The sequence below is a fragment of the Micromonospora chokoriensis genome, from assembly GCF_900091505.1.
Classification (GTDB): Bacteria; Actinomycetota; Actinomycetes; order Mycobacteriales; family Micromonosporaceae; genus Micromonospora; species Micromonospora chokoriensis.
Genome location: NZ_LT607409.1, coordinates 4,978,500 through 4,990,850 on the forward strand (window position 1 = coordinate 4,978,500; position 12,351 = coordinate 4,990,850).

The window sequence follows — 12,351 nt, forward strand, 5'->3', positions numbered from 1 at the left end:
CCTCACCCCCGCCGGATGAAGCGTCGACGAGGGCCCGCCCGACCCGGCCGGCAGTCCCCGTTTCCTTCTCATCGACGGCGGGAAGGCGACCGGCGCAGGCCACGATCCCCAGCGGAAGGGGTGCACGATGCGCAAGCAGATGGAAGGCGACAACCAGAGGCGTCGGGCGTTGGCCCGGCAGGCCCGCGAACAGAGCCGCCGGCCCAGCGAGATCGGCGCCAGCCTGAGCGCCTCCAAGCAGCTCACGAGCCTCGATGCGGGTAAGCGAGCCGGCCCACCGCCGGCCGGACCCCACAAACCGGACAGCACGCGTGGCGGCCCGGCCCCGCCGCAACTCGGCAGCGCCGACAATCCACGGCCGCGGCCGTCCCCGCCGAGCGGCGCGGCCGGCGTGAGCACGATGGGCTACCACGACCTGGTCGACGAGGTCCGACGTCGGGCCGGGGTCGACTTCAAGACCGCCAAGGTGGGTACGGAGGCGACAGTCCTCGTCCTCGCCTTCGCCCTGGAGACCGCCGAGCGGCAGCGCCTGCTCGCGGCGGTGCCGTCGTCGCTGCACGACGTGCTGCCCGTCGACGGCATCGAACGGCACCAGGACCTGCCCGGCTTCCTGGCCGAGGTCGGCCGGATCAGCGGCAACACCCCGGAGCAGGCCCGATACCAGGCGGAGGCCACGATGGCCGCCCTCGCCGAGCAGGACGGCGGCCTGGTCGAGTCGTTGCACGTACCCGACGGGTTGCGCGACCTGCTCAATCCGCCGGAGGCCGGCGGCGGTCTGGTCGGCGCGTCCACCACCACACCCACCATGGACGCCGACGAGATCGACGCGGCGTTGGACGACCTGCCCTACTGGTCCGGCGACAGCGAGGGCCTCTACCGGGTCGTCGCGCTGCCGCCGGACAACCTGGACCGGGTGCTGGCCCGCCTCGACCGGCTGCGCCAGGACACCGGTCGCGGCCCGAGCATCGGGCGTCCCGGCGACACCGCCGCGGTGTTGACCGTGCGGACCAGGCAGGCCAACGGTGTGACCGCGCTCGACGTGGACCTCGCCCACCAGATCGACGACGCGATCGACGAGGTGGGGGCCGGGATGGCCGGCGGCTGACCGGCCACCGTGACCCGGGCGGGCCGGCGGGCGGGGGCAGTCCCCGTCGCGCCGGTCCGTCGGCCGTGCCGGGCCGCCACCGGTGCGGACCGCCGGCTCGGTTAGCGTGCCGGTCATGAACCGCGCCGCCGACCGGCTGGAACTGGTCGTCGACCCGGCCCGCCGGACCGGGCGGACACTGCTGTCCGCCGGCGTCGAACAGTCGTACGTGGACGTCGAGGACCCCCGACACCTGCACTTCGAGTACGTTCGACGGATCGCCTCCGCGATGCGGGTGGCCGCCCCGGCCGGTGCCCCGCTGCACGTGCTGCACCTGGGCGGCGGAGCGTTGACGCTGCCCCGCTGGCTGGCCGCGACCCGACCCGGCTCCCCGCAGCGGGTCGTCGAACGGGACCCGGCGGTGGTCGAGCTGGTCGCCCGGGAGCTGCCGCCGCTGCCGCCCGAGGTGCGGGTGGAGGTCGCCGACGCCCGGGACGCCCTCACCGCCACCCCGGCCGGCCGGTACGACGTGGTGGTGGCCGACATCTACCGGGCCGCCCAGATGCCCCGACACGTCCGCACCGTCGAGTTCGCCGCCGAGGTGGCCCGTGTCCTCCGCCCGGACGGGACGTACCTGGTCAACGTCACGGACCTGCCGCCGCTGGTCGCCACCCGCGCGCAGGTCGCGACGGTGCGGGCGGTCTTCGCCGACGTGTGCGTCGTCGGTGACCGGCGGATGCTGCGCGGCCGGCGGTACGGCAACCTGGTGCTGGCCGCGACGTCACGCCCCGGTGGCCTGCCGGTCGGCCGGCTGGCGGTGGCGGCCCTGCGCGACCCGGTGCCCGGTGGACTGCTGCACGCCGCCGCGCTCGACACGTTCGTGGCCGGCGCCCGTCCCGTCACCGACACCGACGACCACTGAGCACCATCACGTCCGCAATGCCGGGTTTCCGACGACCCGCGCGGGGAAGGCGCGGCGGATGAGCAACGCCGACGATCGGGCGACCGCCCGCCGGACCCTGATCGTGATCGGTCTGGTGCTGGCGAGCGCGTTCACGCTGGCGTTCGTGTACGCGACCCGCCGGGTGCTGACCTGGGCCGTGGTCGCCGCGTTCTTCGCCGTGGCGCTCAAGCCCCTCGTCGACCGGCTGCAACACCGCCTCGTCCGGCGCCGCTCAGTGGCCACGCTGCTGGTGTTCCTCGCCGCGTTCGCGCTGCTGGCGATCCTGGGCGCGCTCATCGTGGTGCCGTTGTTCGACGAGGTGGGGCGGTTCGCCGACCGGGCGCCCGGACTGTTGCACGACGCCCGCGCCGGCCAGGGCCCGCTGGGGCGCCTGCTGGAACGCACCGGGGCGCGACGCTACGTCGAGGCGCACTCCGACCAACTGCGCGACCTCGGAACCCGGCTGCGCCAACCCGCTGTGGGTGTGCTGCGGGGCGTGGTCGAGACGGTCGCCGGGCTGGTCACAGTCATCGTGCTGGCGTACCTCATGGTGTTGGAGGCCCCGCGGATCACCCGCGGCGTGCTCGCGGCGGCCGGGGACGGTCGGGGCGAGCGCCTGCGCCGGGTCGGCCGGGAGGTGTCGCGGACCGTCACCGGCTACCTCACCGGCAACCTGCTGATCAGCGTGATCTGCGGGCTGTCGACCTACCTGGTGCTGGTCCTCACCGGGGTGCCGTTCGCGGCCGTGATCGCCCTACTGGTGGCGGTGGCCGACCTGATACCGCTGGTCGGTGCGACGCTCGGCGCGGTGATCGCGGCCGGGGCAGGGTTCCTGCACTCCCCCACCGCCGGGGTGGTGGTGCTGGTCTTCTTCGTGGTCTACCAGCAGGTGGAGAACCACCTGCTGCAACCGTTCATCCTGTCCCGGGCGGTGCGGCTCAACCCGCTGACCGTGCTGGTCAGTGTGCTGCTCGCGGCGGAACTGGCCGGTCTGCTCGGCGCGCTGCTGGCCATCCCCGCCGCCGGCATCGTCCAGACCCTGCTGCGGGAGTACGGGCCGCGCCGGCCCCGCCCCGATCCCGCCCCGCCGGGCGGTGCCCGGTCAGCGGGCCCGGCTCGCGACCTCCGGTGAGGTGCTCTCCAACGGCACCGCGTTGGCCGGCACCAACCCCAGCTGCACCGCCGACCGGGTCAGCGCGGCGTCCAGGGCCCAGTCGGCGCTCACCCGCGTGCGGTTCCCCGGCATCGCCATCAGGTGGTACGCCCGGGTGACCACCTTCGCCGGCAGCCCACCCAGGTTGACGTGCAACGGGTTCGCCGCCGCGTCCTTGCCGCCGAGGTCGACCACCCAGCCCAGGTCGTGGTGCTTGTACGGCTTGCGCCGGCCGAACCCGTACGACGCGGCGATGTTGTGCGCCGCGCGCTTGCCCTGCCGCTGCGCGTGCTGCGCCGTCATCCCGCACACCTTGCCCGGATTGAGCAGGTCGGGCACCGCGGCGGCGTCACCGATGGCGTACACCTCCGGGTAACCGGGCACGGTGAGGAACTCGTCGGTCACCAACCGGCCCCGGTCGGTGCGCAACCCCAGCTCGTTGACGAACGGGTCGGGGCGCACCCCCACACACCACACGAGCGTGCAGGTCGGCACGTACTCACCGTCGGTCAGCTTCACCCCGTCGCAGGTGGCCTCGGCCACCGACGTGCCCATCCGGACGTCCACCCCCCGCCGGTCGAGCACCTTGTGCGAGGTGTCCGACATCCGCTTGTCCAGCTCCGGCAGCACCCGGGACGCGACGTCGAGCAGCATCCAGCGCGGGCGGACGGTGAGCCGGGGCCGCTGGGCGTGCAACGCGTCGGTGAACAACTGCCCGTGCGCGGCGACCTCGGTGCCGGTGTAACCCGCCCCGACCACCACGAACGTGGCCCGTGCCTGCTGCTCGGCCGGGTCCTCGGCCTGCTCGGCCAACTCGATCTGCCGGACGATGTGGTCGTGCAGGTAGACGGCCTCGGGCAGGCCACGGAAGCCGTGTGCGTATTCGGTCACGCCGGGGATGGGCAGCAACTTGTTGACACTGCCCACGGCGAGCACCAACCGGTCGTACGCCAGCCGGTTCTTGTCGCCCTCCGCCTGGGTGAAACCGACCCAGCGGTTCTGCAGGTCGACGTGGTCCGCCTCGCCGATCACCACCCGGACGTTCTTGAGCGTCCCGGTCAACGGCACGGCGATCCGCTTGGGCTCGACCACCCCGGCGGCCACCTCGGGCAGCAACGGCAGGTAGAGGAAGTAGTCGGTGGAGTTCAGCACCACGATCTCGGCCCGGTCCCGGGCGATCCGGCTCAACGTCTTCGCCGCGTGGTAACCGGCGAACCCGGCCCCCACGATCACCACACGAGGTTTCGTCATTGCGGGCCGTTTCCCGTCGAAGCCCGGGACAAACGTCCAGGCCGCGCCGCCGTGGCTCGGCGGGTGGGGCAGGCGGCAGTCACGCGGCGGTTTGCGCGGTGATCGCCCACCGTTCATGGTCGCGCCAGGCGCCGTCGATGAACAGGTAGTCCGGGGAGAAGCCCTCCAACCGGAAACCGAGCTTGCGGGCCACCCGCCGCGACGGCTCGTTGCCCGGCTGGATGTTCGCCTCCAGGCGGTGCAACCCGACAGTGGTGAACGCGTGGTCGATCACCAGGGAGACGCCCGCCGAGGCGTGGCCGGTCCCGCTGAACGGCAGGAACGCCGCGTACCCCAGGAACCCGCCGCGCAGCGCGCCCAGCACGATGCCGCTGATGTTCACGTAGCCGGCGATCGCACCACTGGCCCGGTCACAGATCAGGTAGCCCGCGCTGTCGCGGCGGCGGATCCGGCGAAGGTAGAGGTCGTACTCCTCGGGGGTGCCCGGCGCGGCCAACCACGGGTGGTGCAGGTCCCGGCTGCGCCGCACGGCGGCGACGAACTCGTCGACGTCGGCGGGCCGGGGCCGGCGGATCGCGGCGGGACCGCCGGTACGCAGGTATCTCACGGCCGATCACTCTGACCGACCGGGGCGGTCGTTGTCCAACCGACGCGGGGTTGCCCTTCGAGAAAGCCCAGGACGGGGCGGGTCACCCGAGTAAACCGCCGAGCCCGTCGTCGACAGTGAGTGCGACGATCAACCGATGGACGACGATCTCACTGTTGCCCTGGCACGCGTGCGCGACGTGTTCGCCCGCTACCCGCGCCGGGCCGTGCTCGACGGCTGCCCGCACTGCACGGGCGACGTGCTGGTCGACGAGCACGACCTGTTCTCACTGACCATCAGGCTCGGCAACACGGTCGGCAGCCGCGACGACGTGAAGAGCCTACTCCCGGTGTTTCTTGAGTCGCTGGTCGTGTCCGAAGGCCTGTACCCCGGCGTCGTCCTGGGCAAGCTCCCCCGCGAGGGGTGGCGCACCTGGCCGCGGGACGAGCAGGAGGCCGTCGACGCGTACCTCGACGCGGTGTGGCGGTCGCTGCTCGCCCACCACCCGTCGCGACTGGGTGCCTTCGAGGACGTGGCGACGTTCCTCGACGCGGCCGGCTCGGCCGGCGAGCGCGTCGAACGATTCCTCGATGTCTGGGACTCCACGCCCACCTCGTCGGCAGATCGTCACCTCGCCGAGATGGTCGGCAGGCTCGACTTCGGGAAAAGGAAGCCGAGCCTCCTGGGTGACTGGTTACGCCGAGAGGCGGTACGCGACCGCCTGCACCGCGCGTTCGAACGGGACCACGACTCGGCCTGGGCCGACGACCTCGCCCGGGCCTACGACCTCCTCCGCCGCTGAATAACGTCAGCCGGTGCCGCTGAGCACGTCAATCCTGGCGGTCGTCGGCGGACAGCACCGGGCCGGGTTGCTTGCTGAGCGCTTCTCGCCTGCTCAGATGGCCCATCGCCAGGGCGCAGAAGATCAAGAGGGTGTTGACACCGATCATGGGAAGCCGCTCCGGAAGGCTGCTCACCGGGATGGTGCCATGAGTCTGGGAATAGGCAACGACCGTGGAATGCAGCGCTATCGCGACCAGGGCCGGGGCCACGGAGATCATCGCGAGCCACCGGAGAGGTCTGTCGAGGGCCAACCAGGTCGCGGACAGGCGTCCGATCTGAAAGATGATGATCAGAATTATCGGCAGCGCCACTGTCGTGTGCAGACGCACGGCCAGGGCGACAGCGTGATCAGGAGATTCACCGGGCGGAATCAACGGCACGAACCCAGCGACAAACCCACCAACCACGGCGTTGACGAACCACGTCAGGGCGGCGAGCGCCAGCACCCGACGTGCCAGCTTGGCACGAGGCACCGCCTCCAGTGGTTCCGGTGGCGGCCGGTTGTCTCTTCGCGCCACGCGCCAGAGCAGCACCACGGCGACGAACGCCGCCGCCGCGTTCGCCCAGTCATCTGCGCGGTTCTCCGCAATACCGATCTGACGCAGGGCGAGGTAGGTGGTCAGCAGGATCACCAGGGTCGCCCACACAACGGCAGTATCGTGTCGGTCGGTGAGCCCGACAAGACCTTCGACCGCCTACCGACACCTGGACGCCCCGAGACCGACGATCCCGGAGGGCGGCAGCCGACCCACTCGTCAGAGCGGGCCGGAGACCGGCTGCTGCATCGGCATGGGGACCTGGAGGAAGGTCGTGCCGCGCATGTCCAGCCAGGCACGGTCGGGCCCCCGGACCAGTCGCATCATCACCGCTTCGCAGGACGGGCAGCGCGCCACCAGCCCCGGGGCGTGCGAGTAGACGTGCAGGCTCGCCATCGAGCCGGTCATCCCGCAGTTCTCACAGCGGCCCATCGCGCTGCTGAGGTCCACTGTCAGCAGCTCGCGCATCGGGCCGTCGAGCATGTTGCCGTCCACGTACGACATCTCGGTCATCGGATCTCCTCGACAGGGCGTGCGTCAGCCGGTGGGGCCGAAGCGTTCGGTCTTGACCCGCCGCGACGGATGCCCGAGCCCCACCATCAGGTCGGCGACGGTCTCCACGAACGCGGTCGGGCCGCACACGTAGGTGAGCGGTTGCAGGTCCGGCGGCCAACCGTGGGTGTTGACGTCGGCCAGCCCGATGCGGTGCGGCTCACCGCGCCAACCCTCGGGCGCCTCGCGGGTGTAGACGTACGCGACGTCCAGGCCGAAGTCGTCGCGGACCCGGCGGCGCAGCTCGTCGGCGTAGATCACGTCACCGGGGGTGCGCACCGAGTAGATCAGCCGGAACGCCGACTTGTTGCCGGCGGCGCGGCGGGCCCGGATCATCGCCATCAGCGGCACGATCCCGGAGCCACCGGCGACGAGCTGCACCGGTGCGGTCTCCTCCGGCCGCCAGATAAACCACCCACCGAGCGGTCCGCGGACCTCCACCGGGTCGCCGTCGCCGAAGACATCGATGAGGTACGGGGACACTTCGCCGTCGTGCACGCGCTGGACGGTGACCTCGATGCGCGGGCCGCCCGGGCCGTCCACGACCGGCCCGGCGATCGAGTACGACCGGGCCGCCTGGTAGCCGTCCGCGGCGGTCAGGCGCAGGTCGACGTGCTGCCCGGGCAGGTGACCCGGCCAGTCCGGCACCTCCAGCACCAGGGTCTGTGCGGTGGGTGTCTCCACCCGGCGCTCCACCAGCCGACCGACCCGCCAGTGGTTGGCCGTCCGGGGTGGGCTGCTCGTCGCCACGGCGCGCTCAGTCACCCTGGTACCGCTGTTCGCGCCACGGGTCGCCGTAGTCGTGGTAGCCGGCGGTCTCCCAGAACCCCGGCTCGTCCATCGTCTTGAGCCGGATGCCGCGCACCCACTTGGCGGACTTCCAGAAGTACAGGTGCGGCACCAGCAGACGCGCCGGGCCGCCGTGCTCGGCGGCGAGCGGGGCGCCGTCGAAGGTGTGCACCACCCAGGCCTGACCGCCGCGCAGGTCGTTCAGCGGCAGGTTGGTGCTGTAGCCGCCGTAGGAGTGCGCGAGCGCGAAGTGCGCTCCCGTGTCGACGTCGGCGAGCAGGGTGTCCAGGGAGACGCCCTGCCAGGTGGTGCCGAACTTGGACCAGCGGGTGACGCAGTGGATGTCCACCGTCGGCGTCTCCTGTGGCAGGGCCATCAGCTCCTGCCACGACCAGCGGTGTTCGCTGCCGTTCTCGGCGGAGATGACGAACTCCCAGGTGTCCAGGGAGACCCGGGGCGTCGGGCCCGCCGAGAGCACCGGAAAGTCCTCGGTCAGGTACTGACCGGGCGGCAGGGCCGGCTCCTGCGTGCGGGGCCGACCCTGAAAACCCGGTGACACGATTCCCATTGCACAGTCGTACCACCCGCGCCGGTGGGGGCGGGACGTTTCCCGCGTACCCCCTCGTGGCCCGGCGCGGCGCGGTCAGTGCCGTTCGGCGACGACCTCGCGGTCCTTCGGCAGGTCGCCGCCGCGGGTGGCGCGCAGGCTGGTCAGCGTGACCACCACCAGCACACCGATGATCACGCCGAGCGAGGCAAGGGTGGGGATCTGCGGCACGCTGTCCCAGATGCCGTGCGCCCAGTGCAGACCCAGCTTGAGGCCGATGAACGCCAGGATGACGGCCAGGCCGTAGCTGAGGTGCACCAGCCGGCTCAACGCCGCGTGCAGGACGAAGTAGAGCGCCCGCAGGCCGAGCAGGGCGAACGCGTTGGTGGCGAAGACCAGGTACGGGTCCTCGGTGATGCCGTAGACCGCCGGCACCGAGTCGACGGCGAAGACGACGTCGGTGGCCAGCACCGCGACCACCACCAGGGCGAACGGGGTGAGTGCCCGCTTCGCGCCCTGCCGGACGGTCATCCTGGTGCCGTGGTATTCGTCGACTACCGGCATGATCTTGCGGAGCAGCTTCACCACCCGCATGTTGTTGATGTCGACTTCCTGCTGGTGCCCGGACAGGGCGTCACGCAGCAGCTTCACCGCCGTGGCGATGAGGATGATCGCGAAGAGCAGGAAGGCGAAGTCGAGGGTCTGCAACGCGGCCGCGCCGAGGGCGATGAAGACGGCCCGCAGCACCAGCGCGCCGGCGATGCCGTAGAGCAGCACCCGCTGGGCCAGCACCGCCGGCACCGCGAACGCGGCCAGCAGCAGCATGAAGACGAAGAGGTTGTCGACCGAGAGCGACTTCTCCACCAGGTAACCGGTCAGGTATTCCACGCCCTGCTGGGAGCCGTAGCGGGACCAGATCCAGGCACCGAACGCCAGGGGCAGGGCGATGTAGAACGCCGACCAGCCGATGGCCTCCCGCATGGACACCTCGTGCGGGCGTCGGGTGACCAGGAAATCGAGCACCAGCAGCAGGATCACGCCGATGATCGTGGCCGCCCACAGCGTGGGCGTGCCGACCGACGACAGGTCACTGGCGGCGGACAGGTACGACACTTCGCTCATTGGGGTCTCCTCGAACACCGTCATGTTCGAGGTCTCCTTCACCCATCACCGTGATGGGCAACCACCCGAGGCGCGCCGGGCGCGCCGTACTGACCGGAATGGTTTTTGGGAAGTACTCCCCTCGCACGACAAGGTTAGGCGAGGCCGAATCACCGTGCCAAGCGGGACATCGATGGTTGCCCTGGTAAACAGCTGTGTGCGGCCGGGAGGACCGCTGTCAGGCACGACGAAGCGTCACGCCCGGCGCCAGAGCCTGCTCGACCAGACCCCGGTAGTCACGCGGCAGCTGGGTCACCACGTCGTCGAACTCCCCCCCGGTGATCGCCTCGCGCAGGGTGGTGAAGACCGCCCGGACGGCGTCGTCGGCGGCCGGCTCCTCCACACCGGCACGCAACGCGACCCGCGCGACGAACTCGGCCGCACCGAACCGGTCGGCCTGCTCCGTGCTCGGGCTCGGCTTGAGCACCAACTGCAACGGCTGCGGCAGTTGCACGGCCAGGTCCAGGACCTCACCGCCGGTCAACCGCTCGGCGAACGTCTCCAACACCGCCCGGGTCAGCTCCACCGCCCGCTCGGACGACGTCGCGGTGCGCTGGGAAACCTGGTCGATGAAGGTGTCGTAGTTCATCGCGTACTCCCTCTGGGCTCGCGTCGGCGTCTGCGACTACCCGCCGCGACCCGGCGGAAACGGCGGGGTTTCCTGCGCCCGGCGGGCGTGACCGGCCGGCGGGCGGGTAACCGCCGCCGGTCGTCACCACACCGATGCCCGAGGGAGCTCCTGCCATGGCGAGTTACGCCGAGGTTCTGCAGTACCTGTCGAGCCTGGACTACCCGGCCGAGAAGGCCGACGTGGTCCGTGAGGCCGAGCGGGAGGGCGCCCCACCGGACGTGCTGAAGGCCCTGCGCGCGTTGCCGCCGGTGGACTACGCCAACGGCACCGAGGTCGCCCGGTCGGCCGGCATCGAGGCGGCACCCGAGGTCGGCGCCGCCCAGCGGGCCGAACAGGCCCGGGACAAGAAGCACAACCGGGTCTCGCAGCACCTGCGCGGCATCTGACCCCGCGGTGACGTCGACCGCCCGGACCCGGACTCGTCACCGGTGACCCACACCAGCCCGTCCCGGCCCATGGAGGTGCGTTTCCCCGCCGCGCGGCAGCTCGCCGTGGTGGCGGTGGTCGGCGTCGTCGCCGGCGCCCTCTTCGCGCTGCTGCTGCCACTGCCCCTCGCCGCACTGGCCGGCTGGGACGTGGGCGCCCTGAGCTGGCTCGTGCTGGTGTGGCTCAAACTCTGGCCGATGGACGCCGAGCGGACCGCCCAGCTGGCCGTGCACGAGGACCCGAACCGGGCGGTCCGCGACGCGCTCCTGCTGGTCGCCTGCCTGGCCAGCCTGCTGGCCGTGGGGTTGGTCGTGGCCAGCGCCCAGAGCGCGCCTCCCGGCCTCACCCGCGAGCTGCACAGTGGGCTGGGCGTGCTGAGCGTGATCCTCTCCTGGTTCGTGGTGCACACCCTGTTCGCCGCCCGGTACGCCCGGATCTACTACACCGGCCCGGACGGCGGGGTGAACTTCAACCAGCCCGAGCCGCCCAGCTACTCCGACTTCGCGTACGTCGCGTTCACCATCGGGGCGACGTTCCAGGTGTCCGACACCAACCTGACCAGCAACGAGATGCGCCGTACGGTGCTGCGGCACTCGATGGTGTCGTACCTGTTCGGGGCGTTCATCATCGCCGTGACAGTGAACCTGCTGGCGGGCCTCGCGCGCTGAGCCGTTCCTCGCGGTGCGGCCTGCCAGGGCCGCGCTCCTCGCGGTGCGGTCTGTGTCGGGGGGCCGCGTTTCTCGTGGCGCGGTCTGCTGGGCGGCTGTGGCGGCCCCGGCGGCGACACGGGGCGACGCTCGCACGAATCGCCGGGACAGGCGGGCGCCCCCTGGTCACGAACCGCGACCTGGGGCGCCACGCATGCCTGCCCAGGCGGTGAACCGCACCCGAACCGGGTGCCGTCACCAGGCGGTGGAGGGCCGCTCGAACCGAGCGGTCAACACTGCCGGGTCCAACCATACGACAGAACATCCTCCGTTCGGTCAGTATTTGGCGAAGTGTGGGCCACGGCACGTCATGATCGGCCGGTCACCTCCGCGTACCGGTGCTCAAGATCGACCCGCGCCAGCGCCCCCACCAGCCAGGCGAGCTGCTCCGACTCCCCACTGGCTAGACCGGCCAGATCGTCCGCCGACCTGCCCAGTCCCAGCCGACGAGCCGCCGCCAACGCACGCCGGTCGGCCACCGGGGCCACCTCCCGCCACAACGCCTGCGCCTCCCGGAGGAACAGGTCGACGACCTGGCCGTCGACACCGGGCAGCTCGGTGAGGAGCTCCCGCTCCCGAGCCGGATCGTGGTGCGCCAACGCCCGCAACCGGCGCAGATCGCCCCGGTACCGGTCGACCACTGTGCGACCCAGGTCACCCAGCACGGCGGCGAGGGCGTCCACGTCGCCCCGCTGACCGCTGGCACGCAGCACCCGCACCCGGTCCTCGTGCAGCGAACGGGCCAACCCCGCCGCGCTGTCCCAGCCCTCGTCGCGCAACGCCCGGGCACCGTCCACCGCCCGGCGGAAGTCACCCCGACGGGCCAGCAGCACCGCCAGGTAGAGCACCTGGAACAGGCTCGCCGGGTTGTTGGTCACCCGAAAGCCGTACTGCTCGGCGAAGCCCCGCCCGGTGCCGGCGAGCCGGCGCGCCAGGCGCTTCCGGTCCGCCATCGGGGTGATCAGAGTGGTCGGCATGCCGGCGACTACCCGCGCGACCGACACGTCACACGCGGGGTGCAGTCACGGGGCGATCAGCTCAGCCGGCCGGTCAGCTCTTGTCGGCCCGTCAGGTCTTGTCGGCCCGTCAGGTCTTGTCGGCCCGTCAGGTCTTGTCGGCCCGTCAGGTCTTGTCGGCCCGTC

General features: G+C 71.5%; 15 protein-coding genes. 6 read left to right on the plus strand and 9 right to left on the minus strand.

Features of this window, described 5'->3' with window-relative positions; all coding sequences use genetic code 11:
* The first annotated feature begins 127 nt into the window (after nucleotides 1-127).
* The 3 genes from GA0070612_RS23090 to GA0070612_RS23100 all read left to right on the plus strand — a co-directional run bounded on the left by GA0070612_RS23090 (nucleotide 128) and on the right by GA0070612_RS23100 (nucleotide 3,159).
* Nucleotides 128-1,105, plus strand: coding sequence for a DUF2267 domain-containing protein (locus GA0070612_RS23090; RefSeq protein WP_088989816.1), 978 nt, complete (start codon nucleotides 128-130; stop codon nucleotides 1,103-1,105).
* A gap of 115 nt (nucleotides 1,106-1,220) precedes the next feature.
* A complete protein-coding gene (locus GA0070612_RS23095; protein ID WP_088989817.1) occupies nucleotides 1,221-2,006 on the plus strand; it encodes a spermidine synthase in 786 nt (261 codons plus the stop codon).
* Nucleotides 2,007-2,064: 58 nt separating this feature from the next.
* Nucleotides 2,065-3,159 (plus strand): AI-2E family transporter, encoded by a 1,095-nt coding sequence (locus GA0070612_RS23100; RefSeq protein WP_088989818.1) that lies wholly within the window; start codon nucleotides 2,065-2,067, stop codon nucleotides 3,157-3,159.
* On the opposite strand, the gene GA0070612_RS23105 is transcribed toward GA0070612_RS23100, so the two are convergent.
* Together GA0070612_RS23105 and GA0070612_RS23110 are read right to left on the minus strand one after the other, a co-directional pair.
* Nucleotides 3,130-4,431 (minus strand): NAD(P)/FAD-dependent oxidoreductase, encoded by a 1,302-nt coding sequence (locus GA0070612_RS23105; protein ID WP_088989819.1) that lies wholly within the window; start codon nucleotides 4,429-4,431, stop codon nucleotides 3,130-3,132. The two genes, GA0070612_RS23100 and GA0070612_RS23105, sit on opposite strands and share 30 nt — an antisense overlap.
* A gap of 79 nt (nucleotides 4,432-4,510) precedes the next feature.
* The gene (locus tag GA0070612_RS23110) at nucleotides 4,511-5,038 is read right to left on the minus strand and encodes a GNAT family N-acetyltransferase (protein ID WP_088989820.1); all 528 of its coding nucleotides are present in this window, start codon (nucleotides 5,036-5,038) and stop codon (nucleotides 4,511-4,513) included.
* A 136-nt stretch (nucleotides 5,039-5,174) separates the two neighbouring features.
* On the opposite strand from GA0070612_RS23110, the gene GA0070612_RS23115 reads away from it, so the two are divergent.
* Entirely contained in the window at nucleotides 5,175-5,819 is a 645-nt protein-coding gene (locus GA0070612_RS23115) for a hypothetical protein (protein ID WP_088989821.1), read from the plus strand.
* A gap of 28 nt (nucleotides 5,820-5,847) precedes the next feature.
* Here the strand turns inward: GA0070612_RS23115 and GA0070612_RS23120 are convergent, their stop codons facing one another.
* The 6 genes from GA0070612_RS23120 to GA0070612_RS23145 form a co-directional block, all read right to left on the minus strand.
* Nucleotides 5,848-6,507 carry a hypothetical protein gene (locus GA0070612_RS23120; RefSeq protein ID WP_088989822.1) on the minus strand — a complete coding sequence of 220 codons (660 nt, stop codon included), beginning with the start codon at nucleotides 6,505-6,507 and terminating at the stop codon, nucleotides 5,848-5,850.
* Between the two features lie 108 nt (nucleotides 6,508-6,615).
* On the minus strand, nucleotides 6,616-6,909 hold the full coding sequence (locus tag GA0070612_RS23125) for a DUF6510 family protein (RefSeq protein WP_088989823.1): 294 nt from the start codon (nucleotides 6,907-6,909) through the stop codon (nucleotides 6,616-6,618).
* Nucleotides 6,910-6,933: 24 nt separating this feature from the next.
* The gene (locus tag GA0070612_RS23130; RefSeq protein WP_088989824.1) at nucleotides 6,934-7,698 is read right to left on the minus strand and encodes a ferredoxin reductase; all 765 of its coding nucleotides are present in this window, start codon (nucleotides 7,696-7,698) and stop codon (nucleotides 6,934-6,936) included.
* A gap of 7 nt (nucleotides 7,699-7,705) precedes the next feature.
* Entirely contained in the window at nucleotides 7,706-8,305 is a 600-nt protein-coding gene (locus GA0070612_RS23135; RefSeq protein WP_088989825.1) for a sulfite oxidase-like oxidoreductase, read from the minus strand.
* Between the two features lie 75 nt (nucleotides 8,306-8,380).
* Entirely contained in the window at nucleotides 8,381-9,406 is a 1,026-nt protein-coding gene (locus GA0070612_RS23140; protein ID WP_088991704.1) for a TerC/Alx family metal homeostasis membrane protein, read from the minus strand.
* Between the two features lie 217 nt (nucleotides 9,407-9,623).
* On the minus strand, nucleotides 9,624-10,034 hold the full coding sequence (locus GA0070612_RS23145) for a DUF2267 domain-containing protein (RefSeq protein ID WP_088989826.1): 411 nt from the start codon (nucleotides 10,032-10,034) through the stop codon (nucleotides 9,624-9,626).
* Between the two features lie 155 nt (nucleotides 10,035-10,189).
* Between GA0070612_RS23145 and GA0070612_RS23150 the strand changes: the two genes are divergently transcribed.
* Both GA0070612_RS23150 and GA0070612_RS23155 read left to right on the plus strand, forming a co-directional pair.
* Nucleotides 10,190-10,462, plus strand: a complete 273-nt coding sequence (locus tag GA0070612_RS23150) for a DUF2795 domain-containing protein (RefSeq protein WP_088989827.1) — start codon at nucleotides 10,190-10,192, stop codon at nucleotides 10,460-10,462.
* A gap of 42 nt (nucleotides 10,463-10,504) precedes the next feature.
* Nucleotides 10,505-11,170: a DUF1345 domain-containing protein gene (locus tag GA0070612_RS23155; RefSeq protein ID WP_197699222.1), complete on the plus strand. Its 666-nt coding sequence runs from the start codon at nucleotides 10,505-10,507 to the stop codon at nucleotides 11,168-11,170.
* A 347-nt stretch (nucleotides 11,171-11,517) separates the two neighbouring features.
* Here the strand turns inward: GA0070612_RS23155 and GA0070612_RS23160 are convergent, their stop codons facing one another.
* Nucleotides 11,518-12,186 carry a hypothetical protein gene (locus tag GA0070612_RS23160; protein ID WP_088991706.1) on the minus strand — a complete coding sequence of 223 codons (669 nt, stop codon included), beginning with the start codon at nucleotides 12,184-12,186 and terminating at the stop codon, nucleotides 11,518-11,520.
* Nucleotides 12,187-12,351 lie beyond the last annotated feature (165 nt).

Excerpts from the sequence above, each read along its gene's own strand:
- GA0070612_RS23105 (WP_088989819.1), bottom strand. The coding sequence starts at position 4,431 with ATGACGAAACCTCGTGTGGTGATCGTGGGGGCCGGGTTCGCCGGTTAC.
- GA0070612_RS23125 (WP_088989823.1), bottom strand. The coding sequence starts at position 6,909 with ATGACCGAGATGTCGTACGTGGACGGCAACATGCTCGACGGCCCGATG.
- GA0070612_RS23100 (WP_088989818.1), top strand. The coding sequence starts at position 2,065 with ATGAGCAACGCCGACGATCGGGCGACCGCCCGCCGGACCCTGATCGTG.
- GA0070612_RS23160 (WP_088991706.1), bottom strand. The coding sequence starts at position 12,186 with ATGCCGACCACTCTGATCACCCCGATGGCGGACCGGAAGCGCCTGGCG.
- GA0070612_RS23090 (WP_088989816.1), top strand. The coding sequence starts at position 128 with ATGCGCAAGCAGATGGAAGGCGACAACCAGAGGCGTCGGGCGTTGGCC.
- GA0070612_RS23115 (WP_088989821.1), top strand. The coding sequence starts at position 5,175 with ATGGACGACGATCTCACTGTTGCCCTGGCACGCGTGCGCGACGTGTTC.
- GA0070612_RS23135 (WP_088989825.1), bottom strand. The coding sequence starts at position 8,305 with ATGGGAATCGTGTCACCGGGTTTTCAGGGTCGGCCCCGCACGCAGGAG.
- GA0070612_RS23140 (WP_088991704.1), bottom strand. The coding sequence starts at position 9,406 with ATGAGCGAAGTGTCGTACCTGTCCGCCGCCAGTGACCTGTCGTCGGTC.
- GA0070612_RS23145 (WP_088989826.1), bottom strand. The coding sequence starts at position 10,034 with ATGAACTACGACACCTTCATCGACCAGGTTTCCCAGCGCACCGCGACG.
- GA0070612_RS23095 (WP_088989817.1), top strand. The coding sequence starts at position 1,221 with ATGAACCGCGCCGCCGACCGGCTGGAACTGGTCGTCGACCCGGCCCGC.
- GA0070612_RS23150 (WP_088989827.1), top strand. The coding sequence starts at position 10,190 with ATGGCGAGTTACGCCGAGGTTCTGCAGTACCTGTCGAGCCTGGACTAC.